The organism is Ralstonia pickettii (assembly GCF_016466415.2).
GTDB classification, from domain to species: Bacteria; Pseudomonadota; Gammaproteobacteria; order Burkholderiales; family Burkholderiaceae; genus Ralstonia; species Ralstonia pickettii.
The window spans coordinates 268831-290167 of sequence record NZ_CP066771.1; the positions used below are offsets into that span (position 1 = coordinate 268831).

At 64.1% G+C, this 21337-nt stretch carries 21 protein-coding genes and 1 tRNA gene; 8 read left to right on the forward strand and 14 right to left on the reverse strand.

Annotated elements, in window-relative coordinates; genetic code table 11:
- Window positions 1-169: 169 nt before the first annotated feature.
- The gene (gene ftsY, locus RP6297_RS01265; protein ID WP_037027691.1) at window positions 170-1360 is read right to left on the reverse strand and encodes a signal recognition particle-docking protein FtsY; all 1191 of its coding nucleotides are present in this window, start codon (window positions 1358-1360) and stop codon (window positions 170-172) included.
- Between the two features lie 60 nt (window positions 1361-1420).
- Here ftsY and RP6297_RS01270 point away from each other — a divergent pair, with 60 nt between their 5' ends.
- From RP6297_RS01270 to RP6297_RS01290, 5 genes are all read left to right on the forward strand, one after another.
- Window positions 1421-2917, forward strand: coding sequence for a M16 family metallopeptidase (locus tag RP6297_RS01270; protein ID WP_037027688.1), 1497 nt, complete (start codon window positions 1421-1423; stop codon window positions 2915-2917).
- Window positions 2917-4269, forward strand: coding sequence for a M16 family metallopeptidase (locus RP6297_RS01275; RefSeq protein ID WP_037027686.1), 1353 nt, complete (start codon window positions 2917-2919; stop codon window positions 4267-4269). The genes RP6297_RS01270 and RP6297_RS01275 overlap by 1 nt, the downstream gene beginning before the upstream one ends.
- A 93-nt stretch (window positions 4270-4362) precedes the next feature.
- Window positions 4363-5019, forward strand: a complete 657-nt coding sequence (gene rsmD, locus RP6297_RS01280; protein WP_037027683.1) for a 16S rRNA (guanine(966)-N(2))-methyltransferase RsmD — start codon at window positions 4363-4365, stop codon at window positions 5017-5019.
- A 197-nt stretch (window positions 5020-5216) separates the two neighbouring features.
- Window positions 5217-5720 carry a pantetheine-phosphate adenylyltransferase gene (gene coaD, locus RP6297_RS01285; RefSeq protein ID WP_004633426.1) on the forward strand — a complete coding sequence of 168 codons (504 nt, stop codon included), beginning with the start codon at window positions 5217-5219 and terminating at the stop codon, window positions 5718-5720.
- 50 nt (window positions 5721-5770) lie between these two features.
- A complete protein-coding gene (locus tag RP6297_RS01290) occupies window positions 5771-6034 on the forward strand; it encodes a YfhL family 4Fe-4S dicluster ferredoxin (protein ID WP_004633424.1) in 264 nt (87 codons plus the stop codon).
- Between the two features lie 68 nt (window positions 6035-6102).
- Here the strand turns inward: RP6297_RS01290 and RP6297_RS01295 are convergent, their stop codons facing one another.
- The 8 genes from RP6297_RS01295 to RP6297_RS01330 all read right to left on the reverse strand — a co-directional run bounded on the left by RP6297_RS01295 (window position 6103) and on the right by RP6297_RS01330 (window position 12918).
- Entirely contained in the window at window positions 6103-6741 is a 639-nt protein-coding gene (locus tag RP6297_RS01295; RefSeq protein WP_037027682.1) for a DUF4124 domain-containing protein, read from the reverse strand.
- A gap of 24 nt (window positions 6742-6765) precedes the next feature.
- The gene (gene pth, locus RP6297_RS01300; protein ID WP_012761087.1) at window positions 6766-7368 is read right to left on the reverse strand and encodes an aminoacyl-tRNA hydrolase; all 603 of its coding nucleotides are present in this window, start codon (window positions 7366-7368) and stop codon (window positions 6766-6768) included.
- Between the two features lie 170 nt (window positions 7369-7538).
- Complete coding sequence (locus tag RP6297_RS01305; protein ID WP_037027681.1) at window positions 7539-8165, reverse strand: 50S ribosomal protein L25/general stress protein Ctc; 627 nt, start codon at window positions 8163-8165, stop codon at window positions 7539-7541.
- Between the two features lie 152 nt (window positions 8166-8317).
- Window positions 8318-9268 (reverse strand): ribose-phosphate pyrophosphokinase, encoded by a 951-nt coding sequence (locus RP6297_RS01310; RefSeq protein ID WP_004633415.1) that lies wholly within the window; start codon window positions 9266-9268, stop codon window positions 8318-8320.
- Window positions 9269-9346: 78 nt separating this feature from the next.
- A tRNA-Gln gene (locus RP6297_RS01315) sits at window positions 9347-9423 on the reverse strand.
- Between the two features lie 50 nt (window positions 9424-9473).
- On the reverse strand, window positions 9474-10343 hold the full coding sequence (gene ispE, locus RP6297_RS01320) for a 4-(cytidine 5'-diphospho)-2-C-methyl-D-erythritol kinase (protein WP_037027680.1): 870 nt from the start codon (window positions 10341-10343) through the stop codon (window positions 9474-9476).
- Window positions 10344-10357: 14 nt separating this feature from the next.
- On the reverse strand, window positions 10358-10981 hold the full coding sequence (lolB, locus tag RP6297_RS01325) for a lipoprotein insertase outer membrane protein LolB (RefSeq protein ID WP_037027676.1): 624 nt from the start codon (window positions 10979-10981) through the stop codon (window positions 10358-10360).
- A complete protein-coding gene (locus RP6297_RS01330; protein ID WP_037027673.1) occupies window positions 10981-12918 on the reverse strand; it encodes a tetratricopeptide repeat protein in 1938 nt (645 codons plus the stop codon). Before RP6297_RS01330 ends, lolB begins: the two co-directional genes overlap by 1 nt.
- Window positions 12919-13019: 101 nt before the next feature.
- On the opposite strand from RP6297_RS01330, the gene mutM reads away from it, so the two are divergent.
- From mutM to mutY, 3 genes are all read left to right on the forward strand, one after another.
- Window positions 13020-13895 carry a bifunctional DNA-formamidopyrimidine glycosylase/DNA-(apurinic or apyrimidinic site) lyase gene (mutM, locus tag RP6297_RS01335; RefSeq protein WP_037027672.1) on the forward strand — a complete coding sequence of 292 codons (876 nt, stop codon included), beginning with the start codon at window positions 13020-13022 and terminating at the stop codon, window positions 13893-13895.
- 288 nt (window positions 13896-14183) lie between these two features.
- Window positions 14184-16127, forward strand: coding sequence for a dynamin-like GTPase family protein (locus RP6297_RS01340; protein WP_037027671.1), 1944 nt, complete (start codon window positions 14184-14186; stop codon window positions 16125-16127).
- A 103-nt stretch (window positions 16128-16230) separates the two neighbouring features.
- A complete protein-coding gene (gene mutY / locus RP6297_RS01345) occupies window positions 16231-17379 on the forward strand; it encodes an A/G-specific adenine glycosylase (RefSeq protein WP_051917717.1) in 1149 nt (382 codons plus the stop codon).
- Between the two features lie 30 nt (window positions 17380-17409).
- Here mutY and RP6297_RS01350 read toward each other — a convergent pair whose 3' ends face one another.
- The 5 genes from RP6297_RS01350 to ptsN form a co-directional block, all read right to left on the reverse strand.
- The gene (locus tag RP6297_RS01350; protein WP_012761094.1) at window positions 17410-18063 is read right to left on the reverse strand and encodes an LON peptidase substrate-binding domain-containing protein; all 654 of its coding nucleotides are present in this window, start codon (window positions 18061-18063) and stop codon (window positions 17410-17412) included.
- Between the two features lie 99 nt (window positions 18064-18162).
- Window positions 18163-19056 (reverse strand): RNase adapter RapZ, encoded by an 894-nt coding sequence (gene rapZ, locus RP6297_RS01355; protein ID WP_012761095.1) that lies wholly within the window; start codon window positions 19054-19056, stop codon window positions 18163-18165.
- Window positions 19057-19150: 94 nt separating this feature from the next.
- Entirely contained in the window at window positions 19151-19480 is a 330-nt protein-coding gene (locus tag RP6297_RS01360; protein ID WP_037027670.1) for a PsiF family protein, read from the reverse strand.
- Between the two features lie 184 nt (window positions 19481-19664).
- The gene (gene hprK / locus RP6297_RS01365; RefSeq protein WP_004633393.1) at window positions 19665-20639 is read right to left on the reverse strand and encodes an HPr(Ser) kinase/phosphatase; all 975 of its coding nucleotides are present in this window, start codon (window positions 20637-20639) and stop codon (window positions 19665-19667) included.
- A gap of 73 nt (window positions 20640-20712) precedes the next feature.
- On the reverse strand, window positions 20713-21168 hold the full coding sequence (ptsN, locus tag RP6297_RS01370; RefSeq protein ID WP_012761097.1) for a PTS IIA-like nitrogen regulatory protein PtsN: 456 nt from the start codon (window positions 21166-21168) through the stop codon (window positions 20713-20715).
- Window positions 21169-21337 lie beyond the last annotated feature (169 nt).

Here is a 21337-nt window from a genome sequence, read left to right on the forward strand (position 1 = left end):
TCGTTGAATGTTTGAACTCAGCGCAGAGGGCATGCTGATCAGAGGGCGACTAGTTGAGCTTTAACACATGCGATGTGCTGGTAAATGCTGAGCACCGATAAGTTCGACCGCAAATGGAAACGCCCTGAACAATTCAGGGCGTTTCTGTGCAACAAGGTTTCGCAGGACGTTATCCCAACAACGCATCCGCAAATTCCCGCGCCGAAAACGGCTGCAGATCCTCCACCTGCTCGCCCACGCCGATGAAGTAGACCGGCACCGGCCGCTGCCGCGCAATCGCGGCCAGGATGCCGCCCTTAGCGGTGCCGTCCAGCTTGGTGACGATCAGGCCGGTGAGGCCAAGCGCTTCATCAAAGGCTTTAACTTGTGCGAGGGCGTTCTGCCCCGTGTTGCCGTCGATCACCAGCAGCGTTTCGTGCGGCGCCGTCGCCATCGCCTTGGCGGTCACGCGGCGCACTTTCTTGAGTTCTTCCATCAGGTGCAGCTGCGTCGGCAGGCGGCCAGCGGTGTCGGCCATGACGATGTCGATGCCGCGTGCGCGCGCTGCGTTCACTGCATCGAAGATCACGGCGGCCGGGTCGCCCGATTCCTGCGCCACGACCGTGACGTTGTTGCGCTGACCCCAGATCACGAGTTGCTCGCGTGCGGCGGCGCGGAACGTGTCGCCCGCGGCCAGCAGCACCGATTGGCCGTAGGTCTGGAAGTGCTTGCACAGCTTGCCGATGCTGGTCGTCTTGCCGGCGCCGTTGACGCCCGCGATCATGATCACCATTGGCTGTTCGCGGCCGAGCACCATGGTTTTTTCTAGGGGGTGCAGCAGCTCCACGAGCAGGTCGCGCAGGGCAGTTTTCACGCCCTCCGAGGTTTCGATGCGCTGGGCCTTGATGCGGCGGCGCAGTTCGGCCAGCAGGTATTCGGTGGCGTCGACACCGGCATCGGCCATCAGCAGGGCGGTCTCCAGCTCTTCGAACAGCGCTTCGTCCACCTTCACGCCGACGAACAGCGTGGTCAGGCCCTTGCTCGTCTTCGACAGGCCGGAGCGCAGGCGTGACATCCAGCCCTTGCGGGCCTGTTCGATGACGGCGGGCGTGGGCACGGTTTCGACGTCGTCGGCTTGCACGTCGAGCGCAGGCTGCTCGGCAGGTGCGTCAGGCACGGCAACGTGGGCCGGCGCAGCGACGGGTACGGCTACGGGAGCCGGCGCAGCGACAGGCTGGGGTGCTGCAGCTGGTGCGGGTACGGGAGCGGGGCCGGGGATGGCAGCCGGGGCAGGCGCCTGCGCGGCTTCGGGCGCCACTGCGGGCGTGGGTTCGGCGGCCGGTTGGGGCTCTGCCTTGCGCTTCTTCCAGAAACTAAACATCGTAAAAGGCAGTCTATTTCGCCGTTAGAATCAAGCGTCGAATTTTATCAGACAGCCCTTATGCGCTCTTCCATGCGAATCGTTTCAAACCGGGCTCGGTCGCGAGTCTGGCAATTGGCCGCGACGGCCCTGGCGGCGGGCCTGTTGGCCTGCCATGTTGGCGCGCAGGAGCTGGCCGCCGCAGCGGGGCATCCGACCGCCGCCGTCACCGGTGGCAAGGTGGGCGCCAGCCAGTCCGACACGCACGAATACAAGCTGCCCAATGGGCTGCAGTTGATCGTGAAGGAAGACCACCGCGCCCCTACCGTGGCGCACATGGTCTGGTATCACGCCGGGAGCATCGACGAGCACAACGGCACCACCGGTGTCGCCCATATGCTCGAACACATGATGTTCAAGGGCACCAAGACAGTCGGCCCCGGCGAGTTTTCCCGCCGCGTGGCAGCCCTGGGCGGCCGCGAAAACGCCATGACCACGCGTGACTTCACGATGTACTTCCAGCAGATCGAGAAATCGCACCTGGCCGATGTGATGGGGCTCGAAGCCGATCGCATGGCCAATCTCCAGCTCACCGACAAGGAGTTCAAGCCGGAGATGAACGTGGTGAAGGAAGAGCGCCGCATGCGCATCGACGACTCCGCCCGTTCCACCGTGTATGAGCAGATGCTCGCCACGCTGTTCAACGCCGCGCCGTACCGCAACCCGACCATCGGCTGGCCGGGAGACCTCGACACGATGACGGTGCAGGACGCCCAGAACTGGTACCACGCCTGGTACACGCCCAACAACGTCACCGTGATCGTCGCGGGCGATGTGAAACCCGACGAAGTCTTCCGCCTCGCGCAGCGCACCTACGGCAAGCTCAAGCCGCATGCACTGCCGCGCCGCTATGCGCAGGAGGAGCCCAAGCAGATCGGCGTGAAGCGCATCTGGGTGAAGGCGCCGGCCGAGAATCCGTACGTTGTGCTGGCCTACAAGGTGCCGCGCCTGAGTGATGTGGAAAAAGACGTCGACCCGTATGCGTTGGAAGTCCTGTCGGCCGTGCTCGATGGCTATGACAACGCGCGCCTGTCGAGCCAGCTCGTCAAAGGCGAAAAGCGGATCGCCGACGACGTCAATGCCGGCTACGACGGCCTGAACCGCGGCCCGTCGATCTTCCTGATGGACGGCTCGCCCGCCGACGGTCACACCACCGCCGAGATCGAACAGGCGCTGCGCGCGCAGATCGAACGCATCGCCAAGGAAGGCGTGACCGACGCTGAACTGAAGCGCGTGAAGGCGCAGGTTGTGGCCGCGCAGATCTACAAGCGCGACTCGGTGTTCGGCCAGGGCATGGAGATCGGCATGAACGAGATAAGCGGCCTGTCGTGGCGTTCCATCGATCGCCAGCTCGAGAAGATCAAGGCCGTGACGTCGGCGCAGATCCAGCACGTGGCGCAGACGTATTTCAACGAAGACAACCTCGTCGTCGCCACGCTGCTGCCGCAACCGATCGATCCCAACAAACCGGCGCGCAAGCCTGTTCCAGGTATGCGCGATGAAGGAGGGCTGCGTTGATGCGCGCCATGTCTCTGACCCTGAAGACGGCGCTGGTCGCCATTGTTGCATCGGCAGCGCAGAGTGCCCTGGCCGCGCTGCCCATCGAACAGTGGACGGCGCCGACCGGCGCGCGCGTGTTTTTCGTGCCGAGCCCGTCGATTCCGATGCTCGACATCAACCTCGACGTGGATGCGGGTTCGCGCTATGAGCCCGCCAACAAGGTGGGCCTCGCCTCGCTCACAGCGGGCATGCTCGACAAGGGCGTTGCCGCGCAGGGCAATGCGCCCGCCCGCGATGAAGCGGCGATTGCCGATGCGTTTGCCGATGTGGGCGCGAGCTTTGGCGGCGGCGCCGGTGGTGACCGCACGAGCCTGCGTCTGCGCACGCTGTCCGACCCCGTTGAGCGCGGCCCGGCCATCGCGCTGATGACGCAGATCGTCTCGGCGCCGACCTTCCCCGACGCGGTGCTGGCGCGGGACAAGCAGCGCCTCGTGGCCGCGATCCGCGAATCGCTGACCAAACCGTCGGTGCTGGCCGAGCGCGCGTTCGGCAAGGCCATCTACGGCACGCATCCGTACGGGCAGACCGCTTCGCCGGAAACGGTGGAGAGCATCACGCGCGACGACATCGTGCGCTACTACCAGGCCAACTACACGGCCAAGCGCGCCGTGGTGACGCTGATCGGCGCGATCAGCCGCCAGGAAGCCGAGGCCATCGCCGAGCAAATTACGCGCGGCCTGCCCGCTGACGGCGCCACGCCGCCGGGGCTGCCCGACGTGAAGATGCCGCTGGCAAAGGCGGAGACGATCCGCATTCCGCACCCGGCGCAGCAGGCGACCATCATCATCGGTCAACCGGGTATCGCGCGCGGCGACAAGGATTACTTCCCATTGCTGGTCGGCAACTACGTGCTCGGTGGCGGCGGTTTCAGTGCGCGGCTGACGAACGAAGTGCGCGAGAAGCGCGGCCTGACGTACAGCATCGGCAGCTACTTCGCGCCCGCCGCGCAGCCCGGTCCGTTCGAACTGGCACTGCAGACGCGCAAGGACCAGACCGAAGAGGCGCTGGGCGTGGTGCGTGACACCGTTGCCAAGTTCGTCGCCGATGGCCCGACCGACTTGGAGCTAAAGGCGGCCAAGGACAACCTCGTCAACGGCTTCCCGCTGCGCCTGGACAGCAACCGCAAGCTGCTGGACAACGTGGCCAACATCGGCTGGTACAACCTGCCGCTCGATTACCTGGATACCTGGACGCAGCGCATCGCGGCTGTCACGCGTGACCAGGTGCGTACGGCATTCCAGCGCGCGCTGCAGCCGCAGACCATGGCGACGATCGTGGTGGGCGGTCCGGAGAAGGCCGCCGCGAATTGACGCACGGGGTCTTTATCCGAAAAACCGGCGGCATTTCCCGCCGGTTTTTGTTTGCGCTCGTTTTATGGGGCAACAGCCCCTAAAATCGCGCCCATGGCACCTCGTACCCCCAGCTCCAAAGGCCCCAAGGCCAAGACCGCCACGTCGCATGCGCGCGCACCTCAGCAGGTGCGCATCATCGGCGGGCAATACAAGCGCACGCCGCTCCCGGTGGTCGACGCCGACGGCCTTCGCCCGACCAGCGACCGCGTCCGCGAAACGGTCTTCAACTGGCTCGGTCAGGACCTGACCGGCTGGCGCTGCGCCGACATCTTTGCCGGCACCGGCGCACTGGGCTTTGAGGCGGCTTCGCGCGGCGCCGCGCACGTGACGCTCGTGGAAAGCCACGCCCAGGCTGTGCGCGCGTTGCACGCCATCCGCGACAAGCTGGGCGCACGCATGGTCGACATCGTCTCGGGCGACGCCTTTGCCTGGCTCGCTCGTCAGCCCGATGCGGCGCTCGATGCGGTGTTCATCGATCCGCCGTTTGCACAGGACTGGACGTTACGCGCGTTGGAAGCCGCGGCCCGGGTGGTCAAGCCCGGCGGGGTGATCTACGTTGAAGCGGCGCAGCAGTTGGCGGATGTGAGTGCTGATTCACATGGTGACGAGCCGGCTGCCGGCGTCGCGCTGCCTGCTGGTCTGGTGCTCCACAAACACCTGCGCGCCGGTGCGGTGCATGCACATTTGCTGCTGCGCAAAAACGGTTAAACTACGCCGCTCGCGGCCGATGCATGAGCATCGGGCGGCACCTGCAATGCGGGTGCGCTCGATCGATATCGGCGGCACAGGCGGCAGGCTCGGGACCTGCCGCGCTCGATAACGCAACGGTGTCCGAATGCAGTACCGGCGCGGCCATGTCCCACGCCGACGCTTGCGGATGCTCTTTTCCCCTTGGTGGAGGAACCATGGTGATCGCGGTTTATCCCGGCACTTTCGATCCGTTCACGCGCGGCCACGAAGACCTCGTGCGGCGTGCGTCCAACATCTTCGACGAGCTGATCGTCGGGGTGGCGCAGAGCCCCAACAAGCGGCCGTTCTTCGCGCTGGAAGAGCGCATCGAGATCGCCCGTGAAGTGCTCGGCCATTACCCCAACGTGCGGGTCGAGGGGTTTTCCGGTCTCTTGAAGGATTTCGTGCGCAAGAACGGCGCGCGCGTCATCGTGCGGGGCCTGCGTGCCGTATCGGACTTCGAGTACGAATTCCAGATGGCCGGCATGAACCGCTACCTGCTGCCGGATGTGGAAACCATGTTCCTCACGCCGTCGGATCAGTACCAGTTCATCTCGGGCACGTTCGTGCGCGAAATTGCGGTGCTCGGCGGTGACGTCAGCAAGTTCGTGTTCCCGTCGGTAGAGAAATGGCTCAAGGAAAAGACCGGCAAGACGGAAGGGTCGGGCAAATCGGAATAAAATGACGCTTTGGCGAGCGCTGGCTCGCCGGTCATTTCAAGGAAGGCATCATGGCGCTCATAATTACCGATGAGTGCATCAATTGCGACGTATGCGAGCCAGAGTGCCCCAACGGCGCGATTTCGATGGGCCCGGAAATCTACGTGATCGACCCGGGCAAATGTACCGAATGCGTCGGCCACTTCGACGAGCCTCAGTGCCAGCAGGTCTGTCCGGTGGACTGCATCCCCAAGGACCCGGCCCATGAGGAAACGCACGAGCAGTTGATGCAGAAGTACACCCAGCTCACCTCAGCACCACCACGCGCGGCGTGAGCACACAAAAAAGAGACGGCTTTGGCCGTCTCTTTTCATTGGTGCCTACCGTCTTGTTGGCGGTGCGCCTACTGGATCGGCAGCAGATCTTCCGGCCCTTCGTAGGCATAGCCGGGCTCGCAGACGATGCGGTAGTACGGGTAATGCGGATGCGAGGGGCGCGGCACGATCGGTGTGGGCGCCACAGGTGCTTGCACGAACGGCTTCGGGCCGTTGCCGGGTTGGCGAAGTGCGCCAACAGCCGGCGCGGGAGGCTGGCGGATCACCGGCATCGGCGTCGGATAAGGTTGCGGATAGGGCAGTGGCCCAATGTAGACACGATGGCAGTAGCGAACGCCTTCCTGCGCAACCACCACTTTCTGCCGTTGGTCGCGGCGCGCCTGTTCGGCCGCCTGTGCCGCGATCTGGGCTTGGCGAGCGTCTTCGGCCGCCTGTGCTTTGCGACGGGCGGTTTCCATCTGCTGGACTTCGGCTGCCTCGGCGGTGGCGCGCTCGCGGGCGGCCCTCTGGTCGGCGGCCGTGGGCGTGTTGTCGATCATCGGCACGGGCTTCGCGCGCGTGCCGCAGGGATGGTCCGAATAGGTCGTCTGGCCGTTCTCGCTGCAGCGGTACACCTGCGCGTGCGCTCCCAGACTGAAGGCTGCCAAGCCGAGCGCCAGACCCGCCAGCACGGCGGCGCGTGAGGTGAGTGTGGCGAACGGAGTCATGGCGGTGTCCTCTGGGTTAGCGGATCAGCGTGCCGTGTGCAGGCGCATCATGGCTTTTTCGGCGTTGCCGGCAATCAATTCGGGCAGCGCATCCAGGCTTTGATCGATCGCGCGGTCGATAAGATCCTGTTCTTCCTTGCGAGGCGCCTTGAGCACGAAGTTGGCGACGTCATGCTGGCCAGAAGCTGCCGTGCCCGGCGGCAAGAGATTGCGCGGATGGCCGATGCCCAGCCGCAGTCGCCAGAACTGCTGCGTGGTCAGATGGGCCGCAATGTCCTTCAGGCCGTTGTGTCCACCGGACCCGCCTCCGAGCTTGAGTTTGACAGCGCCGGGCGGCAAATCCAATTCATCGTGCACGACCAGTATTTCATCGGGCATGACCTTGTAGAAGCGGGCCAGTGCCACGGTGGCCAGGCCGGAGCGGTTCATGAAGGTTTGCGGCTGCAGCAGCCACACCTCGTTGCCCCACAGGTTAGCGCGCGCGGCATAGCCGTGAAAGCGCGTCTCGTTGCGCAGTGTCACGTTGCCCATGCGCGCGAGTTGGTCGACCAGCCAGAAGCCGGCGTTGTGTCGCGTCGCCGCATATTCGGCGCCCGGATTGCCGAGGCCGACGATGAGTTTGATCATGCGATTCGTATCAGGTTGAGGTGCAGGCAGCGCCCCTTGATCGTACAAGCATAGCCGCTTTCTACAGCCTGGAGACGGGGCGGCTCGCACCGCTCAGGCGGAAAAAAAAGCCCGGCGAGACTGGCTCGGCGGGCTTTTTTTGCTCGCACCGAAGTGCGAGGTGCGGCAACTTAGGCTGCCGGCTTGTCTTCGCCTGCAGCAGCAGCGCCTTCTTCGGCGGCAGCGGACTTCTCGCCAGCCGGCACGCTGATGTTGGCAACAGCCGGGTTCTCATCGCCACCGTGGGTGAGGATCGTCACGCCCTTCGGCAGCTTCAGGTCAGCGATGTGCAGGGTCTGGCCGATTTCCAGCGAACCCAGATCCACTTCGATGAACTCCGGCAGGTCGGCCGGCAGGCACGACACTTCCACGTCGTTCAGGATGTGGTTCACGATGCCGTGGCCCAGCTTCACGCCCGGTGCGGTTTCCTGGTTCAGGAAGTGCAGCGGCACCTTGACGTGGATCTTTTCCTTGGCCGACACACGTTGGAAATCGACGTGCAGAACCAGTTGCTTGAACGGGTGCAGTTGGAAGTCGCGCAGCAGCGCCTTTTCCACCTTGCCAGCCACTTCGATGTCGAGGATCGACGAGTGGAAGGCTTCCTTCTTCAGCGCGTGGTACAGCGCGTTGTGATCGAGTTCGATCAGCTTCGGCTCGGCGCCCGCGCCGTAAATGATGGCCGGGGTCTTGCCGGAATTGCGCAGGCGGCGGCTCGCACCAGTGCCCTGAACGCTACGCTCGAAAGCGACAACTTTCATGATTGCTCCAAACGAAAAAGACGACTCGCGACCAAGCCGTCTGGTGAACGGGGCGCCATATTGCGCCCCGCGGACACCGCAGAAGTGCCGTCTAACCGACGTTTTCTGCAGTAAAGCCTTGAATTATAACAGTAAGCTGCTCGGGTGCCGAATTATTCAGCAAACAGCGACATGATCGAATCACCGCGCACGATGCGCGTGAAGGTCTCGGCCAGCAGCGGGGCGGTCGAGAGCTGGCGGATCTTGCCGCACTTGATGGCGTCTTCGCGCAGCGGGATGGTGTCGGTCACGACCACTTCGTCGAGCGCCGAGTCTGCAATGCGGGCGGCCGCGCCACCCGACAGCACCGGATGCGTGCAATACGAGAACACTTGCTTGGCACCTCGCTCCTTCAGCACCTGCGCGGCTTTGCACAGCGTGCCGCCGGTGTCGATCATGTCATCCATGATCACGCAATTGCGGCCGTCGACTTCACCGATGATGTTCATCACCTCGGCCACGTTGGCCTTCGGGCGACGCTTGTCGATGATCGCCAAGTCCACGCCGAGCTGCTTGGCGAGCGCACGTGCGCGCACCACGCCGCCGACATCGGGCGATACCACCAGCAGGTCTTCGTAGTTCTTCTTGCGCAGGTCTTCGAGCAGGATCGGCGACGCGTAGATGTTATCGACCGGAATATCGAAGAAGCCTTGGATCTGGTCAGCGTGGAGGTCCATCGTCAGCACGCGCTCGACGCCGGCGACTTCCAGCATGTTGGCAACGACCTTGGCCGTGATCGCCACGCGCGCCGAGCGCGGACGACGGTCCTGGCGGGCATAGCCGAAGTAGGGGATGGCGGCCGTGATGCGGCGGGCAGACGCACGCTTGAGCGCATCGACCATCACCATCAATTCCATCAGGTTGTCGTTGGTGGGGGCGCAGGTGGATTGCAGGATGAACACGTGCTTGCCGCGCACGTTTTCCTGGATCTCGACCTGGACTTCACCATCGGAGAATCGGCCGACGAGGGCCTTACCTAGCGGAATGCCCAGGTGCTTGACGACAGCTTCTGCGAGTTTGGGGTTGGCATTGCCGGTAAAAACCATCAAGCCTTCGCTGCTCATCGGGGCACCTGTTTTGACTTCAGACGCGCCGGCTGGTTGAAGCCAACCGGGCTATTGCTGGGAACATAAGGAAGAAAATGGCAGGGGCGGAAGGATTCGAACCTACGCATGCCGGAATCAAAATCCGGTGCCTTAACCAGCTTGGCGACGCCCCTACACAACCGATCGGTTACTGCTTCCATTGCAGAAGCAATAACTGCAAACCTTACACAGCAAATCTTGCGAGCGGGTGTTGCGACAGACCTGCCGCACACCGACCTTCCCATTCGGAAGGCACCTGATCCGCCACCGCTTGCGCCTGCTCAACGTTGTCGAACGGAGCAAATACGCAGGCGCCGGATCCGGTCATTCTTGCCAGAGGGCTGAACTGACGCAGCCAGACAAGTGCTCGGGCGATTTCGCCGTATTTCCTTTCCGCTACCGCTTGCAGGTCGTTGCGACCGTAAGCGAAAACAATTTGTTGGTCAGGAAAGTCCGTAATTATGGTGAGTGGCGTATCGCGTGTCAACCCTTCATCGGAAAAAATTGCAGGGGTCGGCACATGCACGCGTGGGTGAATCACCACGAAGGCAGCCGGCGGCAGCGTGACCGGCGTGAGTTCTTCGCCGATCCCCTCGGCGAAGGCGTTCTGGCCGAACACGAAGAAGGGCACGTCGGCGCCCAGCTTCAGGCCGATCGCCATCAGTTCCGTGCGTGGCAGATCAAGGCCCCATAGACGATTGAGCGCAAGCAGCGTGGTGGCAGCATCAGACGAGCCGCCGCCAAGGCCACCGCCCATCGGCAGGCGTTTCTCGATCGCGATGTCGACGCCGTAGGTGCAGCCGGTTTCCGCTTGCAGCAGGCGCGCGGCGCGGATCACAAGGTCGTCATCGGCGTGCACGCCGGGGATGTCGGTGGTGCGCACGAGGCGGCCGTCGGGGCGGCGCGCGAAATGCAGCGTGTCGCTCCAGTCGACCAACTGGAAGACGGTTTGCAGCAGGTGGTAGCCATCTGGCCGGCGGCCGACTACATGCAGGAAGAGATTGAGCTTGGCGGGCGCGGGGCAATCACGCAGCTCGACGGGGGCGGAAGACATGACGAAGCGAGGCGTTACTGGTCGAGCACGAGCCGCACCGATAGCGGACCATTGGCGCCCTGTGGCCGATCAAGATCGAGCCGGCGGATGCTGACTTTGGCACCATCGGTGGTGTTGCCGTCGTCAGTCCAGGCGACGTAGTGGACAGTCCAGCCGTTCTGCTCGATGGTTTCGGGGCGCGATTGCGCGTCGCGTGCCACGCGTGCCGGTGTGCCGGGCGCGGGGCGGGCGCGCAGCCAGTCGCGCAAGCCGGAGACCGGCAGCGAAAAGCCGAGCGCATCCTGCATCAGCGTGTCGACCTCGGGGGCGCGGCGAGGCGGCTGGTTCGGCAGTTCGAGCGTGGCGCCTTGGTTGCTTTGGCTGACGATGGCCAGCGTCTGGCCCAGCGGCGACATCAACTCAAGCTGCACGTCGGGTCCGCGCTCGCGCCACAGGAAGCTGCCGACGGCGCTTTGCTCGGCGTTGTTCTGCGTGTAACGGGCCGAGAAGCGACCTTGATAACGCGTGATGTTGGTATCGGCGTCTTGTGTACCAGCGAAGAGATCGTTGGCTGGCCGCAAGCTTGCGCAGCCGCTGAACAGCGCGCAGCCAGCGCCGAGCATCAGCGCGCCAAGCGCGTGCGTGAACCGCATCGCCATCAATTTGCACTCACGGGAACATTGGGTACCGGCTGGCCGAAGCGGCGCAGCGTGTCGCGCAGCGTGGTGTCGTTCACGTCAAGCTTGGACGCTTCAGTCCAGACTTGGCGTGCGTCGTCCTGCTTGCCCGATTGCCACAGCACTTCGCCCAGGTGCGCACCGATTTCGGCTTGCGGGGCGGCAGCCCACGCCTTGCGCAGGATGTCGGTGGCGCCGGGCAGATCGCCGCGACGGTACTTGACCCAGCCGAGGCTGTCGGCGATGTAGGGATCGTCCGGCGCCAGCGACACGGCTTTTTCCAGCAGCTCCTGCGCCTCCTGCAGGCGCACGCTGCGATCGGCCAGCGAGTAGCCGAGCGCGTTGTAGCCGATGGCCTGGCCGGGACGCAGGTCGATCACCTTGCGCAGCAGCGTTTCCATATTGTCGTAGTGGCCGTCGTGCTCTTCCAGCATCGCCAGTTGATACGTGTATTCGACGTTGTCCGGGTCGCTCTTGAGAAGCTCATTGACGCGGGCGCGGGCGCGGCCGTAGGCCTTGGCGTCCATCAGCATGCCGATTTCGGCCTGGCGGATGCCGTCCATCAGGGCCTGGCGGCGCGGGCCATCGGGCACGTCTTCGGAATCGGCGACGAGTTCATCGAAGGTCTGTTGCGCCTCGTCGATACGGCGCAGCTTGCCGAGCAACTGGCCGCGCTTGATGCCGGCCGCCAGTGCGGTCTGGCCGTCGGCGTCGCCGTTGGCGGAACCGGTGATCTTGTCGACCCAGCCGAGCGCGCCGGCGTAGTCTCGCTTCTCCTCGGCCAACTGGGCGAGGCCCTGGTAGCCGGGTTCTGGGCTCAGGGTGGGCGACTTGGCGGTGGCGGCGACGTATTCCTTCAGGTAACGCTCGGCGTCGTCGTACTGGCGCTGCTGCAAATTCAGCAGGCCCAGGGCAAGCGTGATGCGCGCATCGTTGGGCGCGATCTTCTTGAGCGTTTCGAATTCAGCGCGGGCCTTGTCCTGCTGATTGCGCACGAGGTACATGCGGGCGAGCGCCAGGTGGCCGTCGATGGACGCTGGCGCGGCTTTCAGGAAGCTGCGCAGGCCAGTGATGGCGGCATCGGGGTCGCTGTCGGCACGCAGTTCGGCGGCGAGGATGGCGGCGTCTTCATACCCGGGACGCAGCTTGAGCGCGGTGTCCAGTTCCGTCAGTGCGCCGGCGGTGTCCTTGGCGGCGACCTTCGCGCGGGCCAAGGCCAGGTGCGTTTCGGGGCGTTGCATGTCATGCGAGGCGATGCGCTGCAGCGCACCGACGGCACCCGCCGGATCGCTGCTCTTGGACATCTGCTGCTGCCATTGCAGCAAGGCATCGGCACGCTGGCCCGGTGAGACCTTGTTCAATTGCGCCTGCAGCATCGGTTCGACTTCCGACCACTGGCCAGTGGCCACGAGCAAGAGCTGCTGTACCTGGCGAGCCGGCATCGACGTCGGCGACAGTTCCACCCACAGGCGCGCCGCGGTCATCGCTTGCGCGGGCGAGCGCGTCAGAAACGCGATTTCGGTCGCACGCTGGGCAAAGCGGGGGTCGCGCGTATCTTGCGCGAGCGCAAGATAGGTGCGGTACGCCGGTTCGACCAACCCCCGCTGCAGCGACACTTCCGATGCCAGCACGCGGTACATGATGTCTTCATTGAGCGCGACACGCGGCAGATCCGTCCGCTCCGAACTCAGTAGGCCGGTGCGCGGGCGTGAGCGTTCAATCTGCACGGCCGCGCGATCACCCGCGCCGTCTTCCTTTGCAGCTTGGGCGATCAGCGGGGCGACGGTCGTCGACTGCGACGACCATGCCGGCAGGCTCGTCAGCCCTCCCGCCACCAGCGCGGCCAGCAGGGCAGTTCTGCTGCGCGGGAATCGCCGCGGGCGTTGCGTCGCGGGCGAATGGGAGAGGGCGTGAGGCATGGTCTCGAAGCTCCGGATAGGGGGTCGGGGCATTGTAGCCTGACCGCTACAATCGCCCGCATCGTAAAAAAGGTTGGAGCAGCACATGGGATGGAGGTTCGATGCCTGAGTTGCCGGAAGTCGAGGTCACTCGCCTGGGTTTGCTACCGCATATTACGGAGCGACGTATCGTTCGCGTGGTGATGCGCCATCACGGCTTGCGCTGGCCCGTCGATCCGGCGCTGCCGGAGTTGCTGGCCGGTCTGACTGTCACGCGCTTGCTGCGCCGGGGCAAATACCTGCTCATCGAATGCATGCCCGGGGTCGAACAGTCCGGCGGCCGCGCCGAAACCGCAGGCGGCTGGTTGCTCATCCATCTTGGTATGACAGGCACCTTGCGCGTGCTGGAAACGCCCGTGCCGCCCGGCCTGCACGATCACGTCGATATCGAACTCGCCGACGCAACTGGCGTACCCATCACACTGCGCTATCGGGATCCGCGCCGGTTTGGTGCCGTGCTTTGGCATGCGGGCGACGAAGCCGGCTTGGCCGAACATCCGTTGCTCCGCAATCTCGGCATCGAGCCCTTCGACGCGCGATTCGACGGCGACTGGATGTTTGCCCGCACGCGCGGGCGCCGGGTGGCCATCAAGTCGGCACTGCTGGCGGGCGACATCGTGGTCGGCGTGGGCAACATCTATTGTTCGGAAAGCCTGTTTCGCGCCGGCATTCGGCCGACCACGGCAGCGGGACGCATCAGCCGCCCGCGCTATGCGGCGCTGGCCGAGGCCATTCGCGCCACGCTGGCCGATGCCATCGCCCGGGGCGGCAGCACGCTGCGGGACTTTGTCGGCTCCGACGGGCAAAGCGGTTACTTTCAGCTTGATGCCTTCGTGTACGACCGCGCCGGTCTGCCGTGTCGTGTGTGCGGCACGCCGGTCCGCCAGATCGTGCAGGGCCAGCGCTCCACGTTCTACTGCCCGACCTGCCAGCGCTGATCGGAGGGCTCAAGCCACCGGGAGTTGCCTGGAAACGCCTTGCCGGAGCGATCTGCACGCCATTTCGCAAGGTTTTTGAAGTGGGGTGCGGGGTCTTCGATGGCATCCCGCAACACTTGTCCGCCCGGGCCGCAGAACCGTGCTGAAAGTTCGCCCGGAAGCCGGCGGTTCGCTGTATCGTTCCACCTAAATTTGTGCATTTCTGTGCCGTAATTGGGCGGTAACAGCGATGTCGAGGGGCGCGCGCATTTTCCCGCTGTCCGGTCGCGCACAAAATAAGACAGAACGATGAACAACACACTGAGCACACAGTTCGAGCAGTACAGCGCCTGGCGCGCTTCGGTACTGCAGTCGGTGGGGGAATTCCAAGACTGGCTGCAAGCCCAGGAGCTGTACGACGCGCAGGCTGACATGCGCGCACAGCGCATCCGAGGCGTGCTGCGCAGCGACAAGCTCAAGGTTGCCTTCATAGCCGAGTTCTCTCGCGGCAAGAGTGAGCTGATCAACGCGATCTTCTTCGCGGATTTCGGCCGCCGCATCCTGCCGTCGTCGGCGGGCCGGACCACGATGTGTCCGACCGAGCTGATGTACGACGAAAGCTATCCGCCGTCGATCCGTCTGTTGCCGATCGAGACGCGTCTGCACGACGCATCGACGGCCGATTTTCGCGATGCGGGGAGCCACTGGCTGTCGGTCCCGCTCGACCCGTCGTCGCCCGAGGGCATGCTCGAAGCGTTCCGCCACGTGGTGGAAACCGTGCGCGTGCCGAAGGAAGAAGCCGAACAACTGGGGCTCTATAACGACGCCGATCCCGACGCCGCGTTCTCGGTGGATGCCGCCGGCACGGTCGAAGTGTCGAAGTGGCGCCACGCGATCATCAATTTCCCGCACCCGATGCTCAAGCAGGGGCTGGTGATCCTGGACACGCCGGGCCTGAACGCCATCGGTACCGAGCCGGAGCTGACGCTGCGACTGATTCCGGATGCGCATGTCGTGGTGTTCGTGCTGGCCGCGGACGCCGGCGTGACCAAGAGCGACCTGGAACTGTGGCGCTCGCATGTCGGTGGTGGCCAACGCAAGGGCTGCATCGCGGTGCTCAACAAGGTCGATGGCCTGTGGGATCCGCTCAAGTCCGCAGAGGAAGTCGAGAACGAAGTCAGTCGCCAGATCATGACGACGGCACAGGTGCTCGATATCGATGTCGAGCGCGTGTATCCGGTGTCGGCGCAGAAGGGCCTGGTGGCCAAGGTCAGCCATGACCATGAGCTGCTGGCGAAGAGCCGACTGCTCGAGCTGGAGTCGGTGCTGTCGGATCAGCTGATTCCGCAGCGTCGCGAGATCGTCACCGAGCAAGTGCAACTGGCGGTGAAGGACATGGCGACAGGCGCGCAGCAGCTGCTGCAGATGCGTCGCCGCGACATCGTCGAGCAGTTGTTCGAGCTGCGCGGCCTGCGCGGCAAGAACCACACGATGGTCAAGCACATGCTGATGCGCGTGCAGGGCGAGAAGGAAGAGTTCGAGCAAAGCATCGCCAAGTTCCAGGCGTTGCGCACGGTGTTCGGCCGCCACAGCGCGGAGATCATCAAGAGCGTGCAGCTCAAGCAGATCCGCTCGACGATGCGCGAGGCGCGCGAGAAGATGAAAGAGCGCGTGTTCTCGCGCGGCCTGCGCGACGACATGGACAAGCTGTTCGGCCACCTGACCGGCCTGGTGCGCGATGCAGCGAATCGCATCGACCAACTGCACCAGATGGTTGACGGCATGTACAAGAAGTTCAACGCCGAGCACGGCTTCACGCTGTCGCCGCCGCTGCGCTTTTTGGGCACGCGCTACGACGCCGATCTGAAAGAGACGCTGATGCTCGCGCACAACCACTTTGGCGCGTTCAGCTTCCTGACGCGTCCGAAGCCGCAACTCGTGCACGGTGCATTCTCGACGGTGGCCAGCCGCGTGCTGGATACCTTCCAGGACATGAACCGCGACATCGAGATCTGGCTGAAGTCGGTCATGACGCCGCTCGAAGCGCAGGTGCGCGATCACCAGAAGCAACTGCGCAAGCGTGTCGATTCGATCGAGCGCATTCACGAGGCCACCGATACGCTCGAAGCGCGCATCACCGAACTTGAAGCGTTGCTCAATACGCTCGATGAGCGCAGCGGGACGATCGCTCAGTACACCGATCGCATTCTCGCGGCCGGGACCATCCTGGAACGTCAGTCGTTCGCGGCCTGACGCGCATCGTTCGTTTCGGAGAAGGCGCCTGAGGGCGCTTTTTTCGTTCTGGTAGGATCGCCGCCAGCGCGCACGTTCCGTCCGCCGCTTTTCCATCACACGCATGACCGCCAGCCCTCGCCGCACGCGCCGCGTTGCTCAGCTCGTTCCCGTATTGCCGCCGCTTCCTGACGATTTCGCCACGCGCGTGATCGCCTGGCAGCAGCGTCATGGCCGTCACCATCTGCCGTGGCAGAAGACCGGCGACGCGTATCGCACATGGCTCTCCGAGATCATGCTGCAGCAGACGCAAGTGAGCGCGGTGCTGGGCTACTACGCCCGCTTCATCGAGCGCTTCCCGACCGTGCAGGCGCTGGCCGCTGCGCCGGCAGACGACGTGATGGCTGCGTGGGCCGGCCTCGGCTACTACACGCGCGCACGCAACCTGCATCGCTGCGCGCAGCTCGTGGTGGCAGAACACGGCGGCATCTTTCCGCGCGATCCCGACGTGCTAGCGACGCTGCCGGGCATTGGCCGCTCGACCGCGGCGGCCATCGCAGCGTTCTCGTACGGCGTGCGCGCGGCCATTCTCGATGGCAACGTCAAGCGCGTCTTCGCACGCGTGTTCGGCATTGACGGCTTTCCCGGCGACAAGCGCGTCGAAGACACCATGTGGCGCATCGCCGAAGCCGTGCTGCCGCCGGCAGAGGGCATTCAACCGTACACGCAGGGTTTGATGGATCTCGGTGCCACGGTGTGCACGCGCGGCAAGCCCGCATGCCTGAGCGGCGAACGGCCTTGTCCGCTCGAATCGCTATGCGAAGCGCGCAGTACCGGTCGCGTGATGGAGCTGCCCGTGCCGCGCCCGCGCAAGGCGATACCCGAGCGCGCCGCCACCCTTGTCATCGCGCTGCACGCCGACGCGGTGTTGCTGCAGCGTCGCCCGCAACGCGGTATCTGGGGCGGCTTGTGGTCGTTGCCGCTGGTGGGCGAGATGGACGACGCGCTCGACGCGCATCCGCTGGATGTGGGCACCGTGCGTCGTGCCGCGCAGGCCTATGGCGACGTCTCGACCGTCGAGGCGGCCGGCGCGCTCACGCACACTTTCACGCACTTCCGTTTGCACATGCATTTGCTGCGCGCGACGATCGCCGCCCCCGCCGCGCTCGACGACGACTGGCGCTGGGTACCGCTTGCACAACTCAATTCAGTGGGATTGCCTGCGCCGGTGAAATTGGCGCTCGAGACGCTGGTACAGCCAAGCTTGATCTGAGCAACGCGGGCAGGCTTGGCCGAGTTGGCATCACAGAATGTGATGCTGCTTCATGTAGCGATGGACAATCTCGATGCGCATGCCGGCGTCCATCAGCTCCATCAATTTCTGCTTGGCCTTGAGCGGCACCGGCAGCAGCTCGCATAGCCGATTCGCGACCCAGCTCGGGCTGTTCCACTCGTAGGGTTCGACCATCGGGATGTTGCCGTCTTCGCGCGAGCCGAGCGTCGTGATGATGCGGCGCAGGGCGCCTACGCAATCGTCGAAGAGTTCGCCTTTGCAGTCTTCCACGTCGGCGCCGATGGGCTCCACCGTGCCGCGCATGAGCCCGTTGGGCGTCGTCTCGAACGACAGCACCTTGAAGCGCTGCGTGCCACGCACCTTGATCATCAGCAGGCCGAGCTGCTCCATATCGCATTCGGTGATGTGGGCAATGCAGCCCACGTCAACCGGGACAGTCGGGTTGTCGGTGGTGCCGACCTCGTTGCCGCGTTCGATCAGGCAGACGCCGAACGGCGTCTTGTCGCGCAGGCACGTGCGCACCATGTCCATGTAGCGGGCTTCGAAAATGCGCAGCGGGAGAAGACCGCCCGGAAACAGCACCGTGTGCAACGGAAACAGCGGCAACTCGGTGGGCAGTGGCGGCAGCGGCGAGAACGGAGAGAGAGCGATGTCTTCTTGCATGGACGGGCTTTCAGCAGGCGGCGGCAAGACCTTCGCGTGGCGCCGCGCAAGAAGCCGCATCCAAACGGGACGGATTCGCGCGGTAGATTTCCGGCGCGCTCAGCCGTCTACGGCCAATTCGCGGTGGCGGACCAACACATTACCATGCGCGCGGAAGTACGTGGCAAGCCGTTCCGCGATGTACACCGAGCGATGTTGACCTCCCGTGCAGCCGATTGCGACGGTCAGGTAGCTGCGGTTGTCGGCGATGAAACTCGGCAGCCACTTTTCCACGTAGGCGCGGATGTCTTCTGCCATCGCAAGGACCATCGGCTGACTTTGCAGGAAATCGATGACGGGCTGATCGCGGCCCGTGAGTGGGCGCAATTGCGTGTCGTAGTACGGGTTGGGCAGTGAACGCACGTCGAAGACGAGATCGGCGTCGGTCGGCACGCCATGCTTGAAGCCGAACGATTCGAACATCAACGTGATGTCGTGCGGCTCGTCGCTGATGAATTCTTTGATGTACGCGCGCAAGGCGTTGGTGCGCAGCGTGCTGGTGTCGATGCGATGTGCCGGATCGGCGAGCGGGCTGAGCAACTCCCGCTCCATCTCGATCGCTTCGATCAGCGAGGTGTCGAGACCCTTGGCGGCGGCCTGAACATTGGCGGCGGCATCCGGGCGGCCGTTACGGATCGACAGCGGATGCCTGCGGCGCGTCTCGGAATAGCGCTGCACCAGCGCGTTCGTGCTCGCCGTCAAAAACAGCATGCGAACGTCGTGTTCCTTGCGCAGCACGGTGACCGTCTCGGGCACCTTGCGCAGTGACTCACGGCTGCGGATGTCAGTGGCCACGCCAAGATGCGTATAACCCTGGTCCGCCAGATAGCGCGCCAGTTCGGGGATGAACTGCGCGGGCAGGTTGTCGACGCAGTAGTAACCTGCGTCTTCGAGTACGTTCAGGGCGACCGATTTCCCTGAACCCGACATACCGGTGATGAGAATGATCCGCATGCCGCGAGGATAGCATCCCTGTATTGCAAAGCAGCGACCAACAAAAAAGGCGACCGATCCGGCCGCCTTTGTTTAAGCGAGGCTAAGGGAACGCTCAGCCTTTCGAGAGGCACTCTTTCTGGGCGTTCTTGTACTCGTCGCCCTTCTTGCCCTTGTTGGCCTTGGAGCAGGCCGCCATCTTTTCCTGCTGCGTCATCGGCTTGGCGGCAGCTGCCGGCTTGTCCGACAGGCAGCCTTTCATGAAAGCCTTACGCTCGTCGCCTTTCTTGCCGGCGGCGTCCATGTTGCATTGCTTCATCTTGTCCTGCTGCGAATTCTTGGCTGCTGGGGCGGTCGGCGCGGCTGCGGGTGCGCTGCCTTGGGCGAAAGCCTGGCCGGCCAGGAACGGGAGCGCCAGGGCGCAAGCGGCAATCAGTTGTTTCATCGTCGTATTCTCCTTGGTACCGTCAGAAGAGCCGGCGGAAAAAGCCGCCGCGCTCGCGATGAACGCCGCCGCGTGTGTGCTCGGCGCATTCCCTCCCACAACGGGGAGGCCGCACGTCGGGTTGACGTTTCGCAGCGAAAACTAGGGTAAACCGGTCTGAATACGAAACTTTGTGGCGGCTTTGTTAAAGCAGGCGGCCCTGGGGCGAGTGGGATGCGGCTTCGGCTTGCATGGCGGCGCGTTGGCGGTCCATGAAGTCGCGCAACGTATCGATGCCGCGCAGGCGCAGGATCGTGTTGCGCACGGCGGCCTCGACCAGCACGGCCAAGTTGCGGCCGGCCGCCACCTGGATCTTCACCATGTGGATTGGCAACCCGAGTACGTCGAGGTACTGCGAGTCGAGCGGCAGGCGCTCGAATTCGCCATCGTTGCGGCGCACGAGTTGGACGATCAGCTTGATCTTCATCTTCCGGCGCACAGCCGTCTCACCGAAGATCGTCTTGATGTCGAGCAACCCCAGTCCGCGCACTTCCAGCAGATTCTGCAGCAGCGGCGGGCAGCGACCTTCGATGAAGTCTGGCCCCAGGCGGACAAAATCGACAGCATCGTCGGCCACCAAGCCATGACCGCGCGAGATCAGTTCCAGGCCCAATTCGCTTTTACCGAGGCCCGAATCGCCCATGATCAGCACGCCCATGCCCAGGATGTCGAGAAACACCCCGTGCATCGTCACGCGCGGTGCCGAGATGCGCGAGAGGTACAAGCGCAGATGATCGATGACGGCAGCCGAGGAAATCGGCGACGTGAACAGCGGCGTGGACGAGCGCGTGCAGCGTAGCTCCAGGTCAGGGGGCGGATCCACTCCATCGGCCACCACCAGAAAGGGCGGCTCCAGCAGGATCAACTCGCCCATCTGGCGCTTGCGGTTTTCTTCCGAAAGACGCTGGTAGTAGGTGATCTCGGGCTTGCCGAGCACCTGGATGCGGTTCGGGTGGATGAGGTTCAAATGTCCGACCAGGTCGGCAGCAGAGGTCGCTTCCTTCGCGAAATCCACGTCGAACGCGCGGTCGGCGCCCTCCAGGCCTGCGACCCACGACAGCTTAAGATCGGCTGCGTTGTCGTCAAAGATCGATTGGGCGATGACGCCGGTCAGTTCCATAGCAAGGCACGGTGGTGCCGACGGTGCATGGCGCGTTCGCAATCGGTTGCGCTTGCCCCCGATTGCGCTGCGATCAGGGCCGCCAGTCGGTCAGTAGCTGGTGAATCGCCTCGGGCGACGGCAGGGTGGCGAGGCCTTCGCGCATGTCGCGGTCGGACAGCAGCTGGGCGATTTCAGACAGGATTTCCAGATGCTGCTGGGTCGCCTGTTCCGGCACCAGTAGGAAAATCAGTAGTGAGACAGGTTTGCCGTCAGGCGACTCGAAGGGCACCGGTTCGGACAGGCGCATGAAAGCTGCCAGCGGTTGTTTGAGCCCTTTGATGCGGCCGTGCGGGATCGCCACGCCGGCGCCCAGGCCCGTGGAGCCTAGCGACTCGCGCGCAAACAGGTTGTCGGTGACAACTGCGCGCGTCACGCCGTGGTTGTTCTCGAACAGCAGGCCGGCCTGTTCAAATACCCGCTTCTTGCTGGTTACGCTGACGTCGAGGGCAATGTTCCCGGGCGGCAGCAGTTTGGCCAAGCGATTCATGTGCAATGCGTGAAATGAGCGGCGTCCTTCTGCACCAAGATGGCGCACGGACAATCGGGTCATTATAGACCACGCGCCGCGCGGCTTTGTGCGGCGCACTAGAGGTGCACCGCGCAGGGCAGAGAAGCGAATCCCCCAGGGCTGCAATCGGCCGGTGCCGGAAATGTGC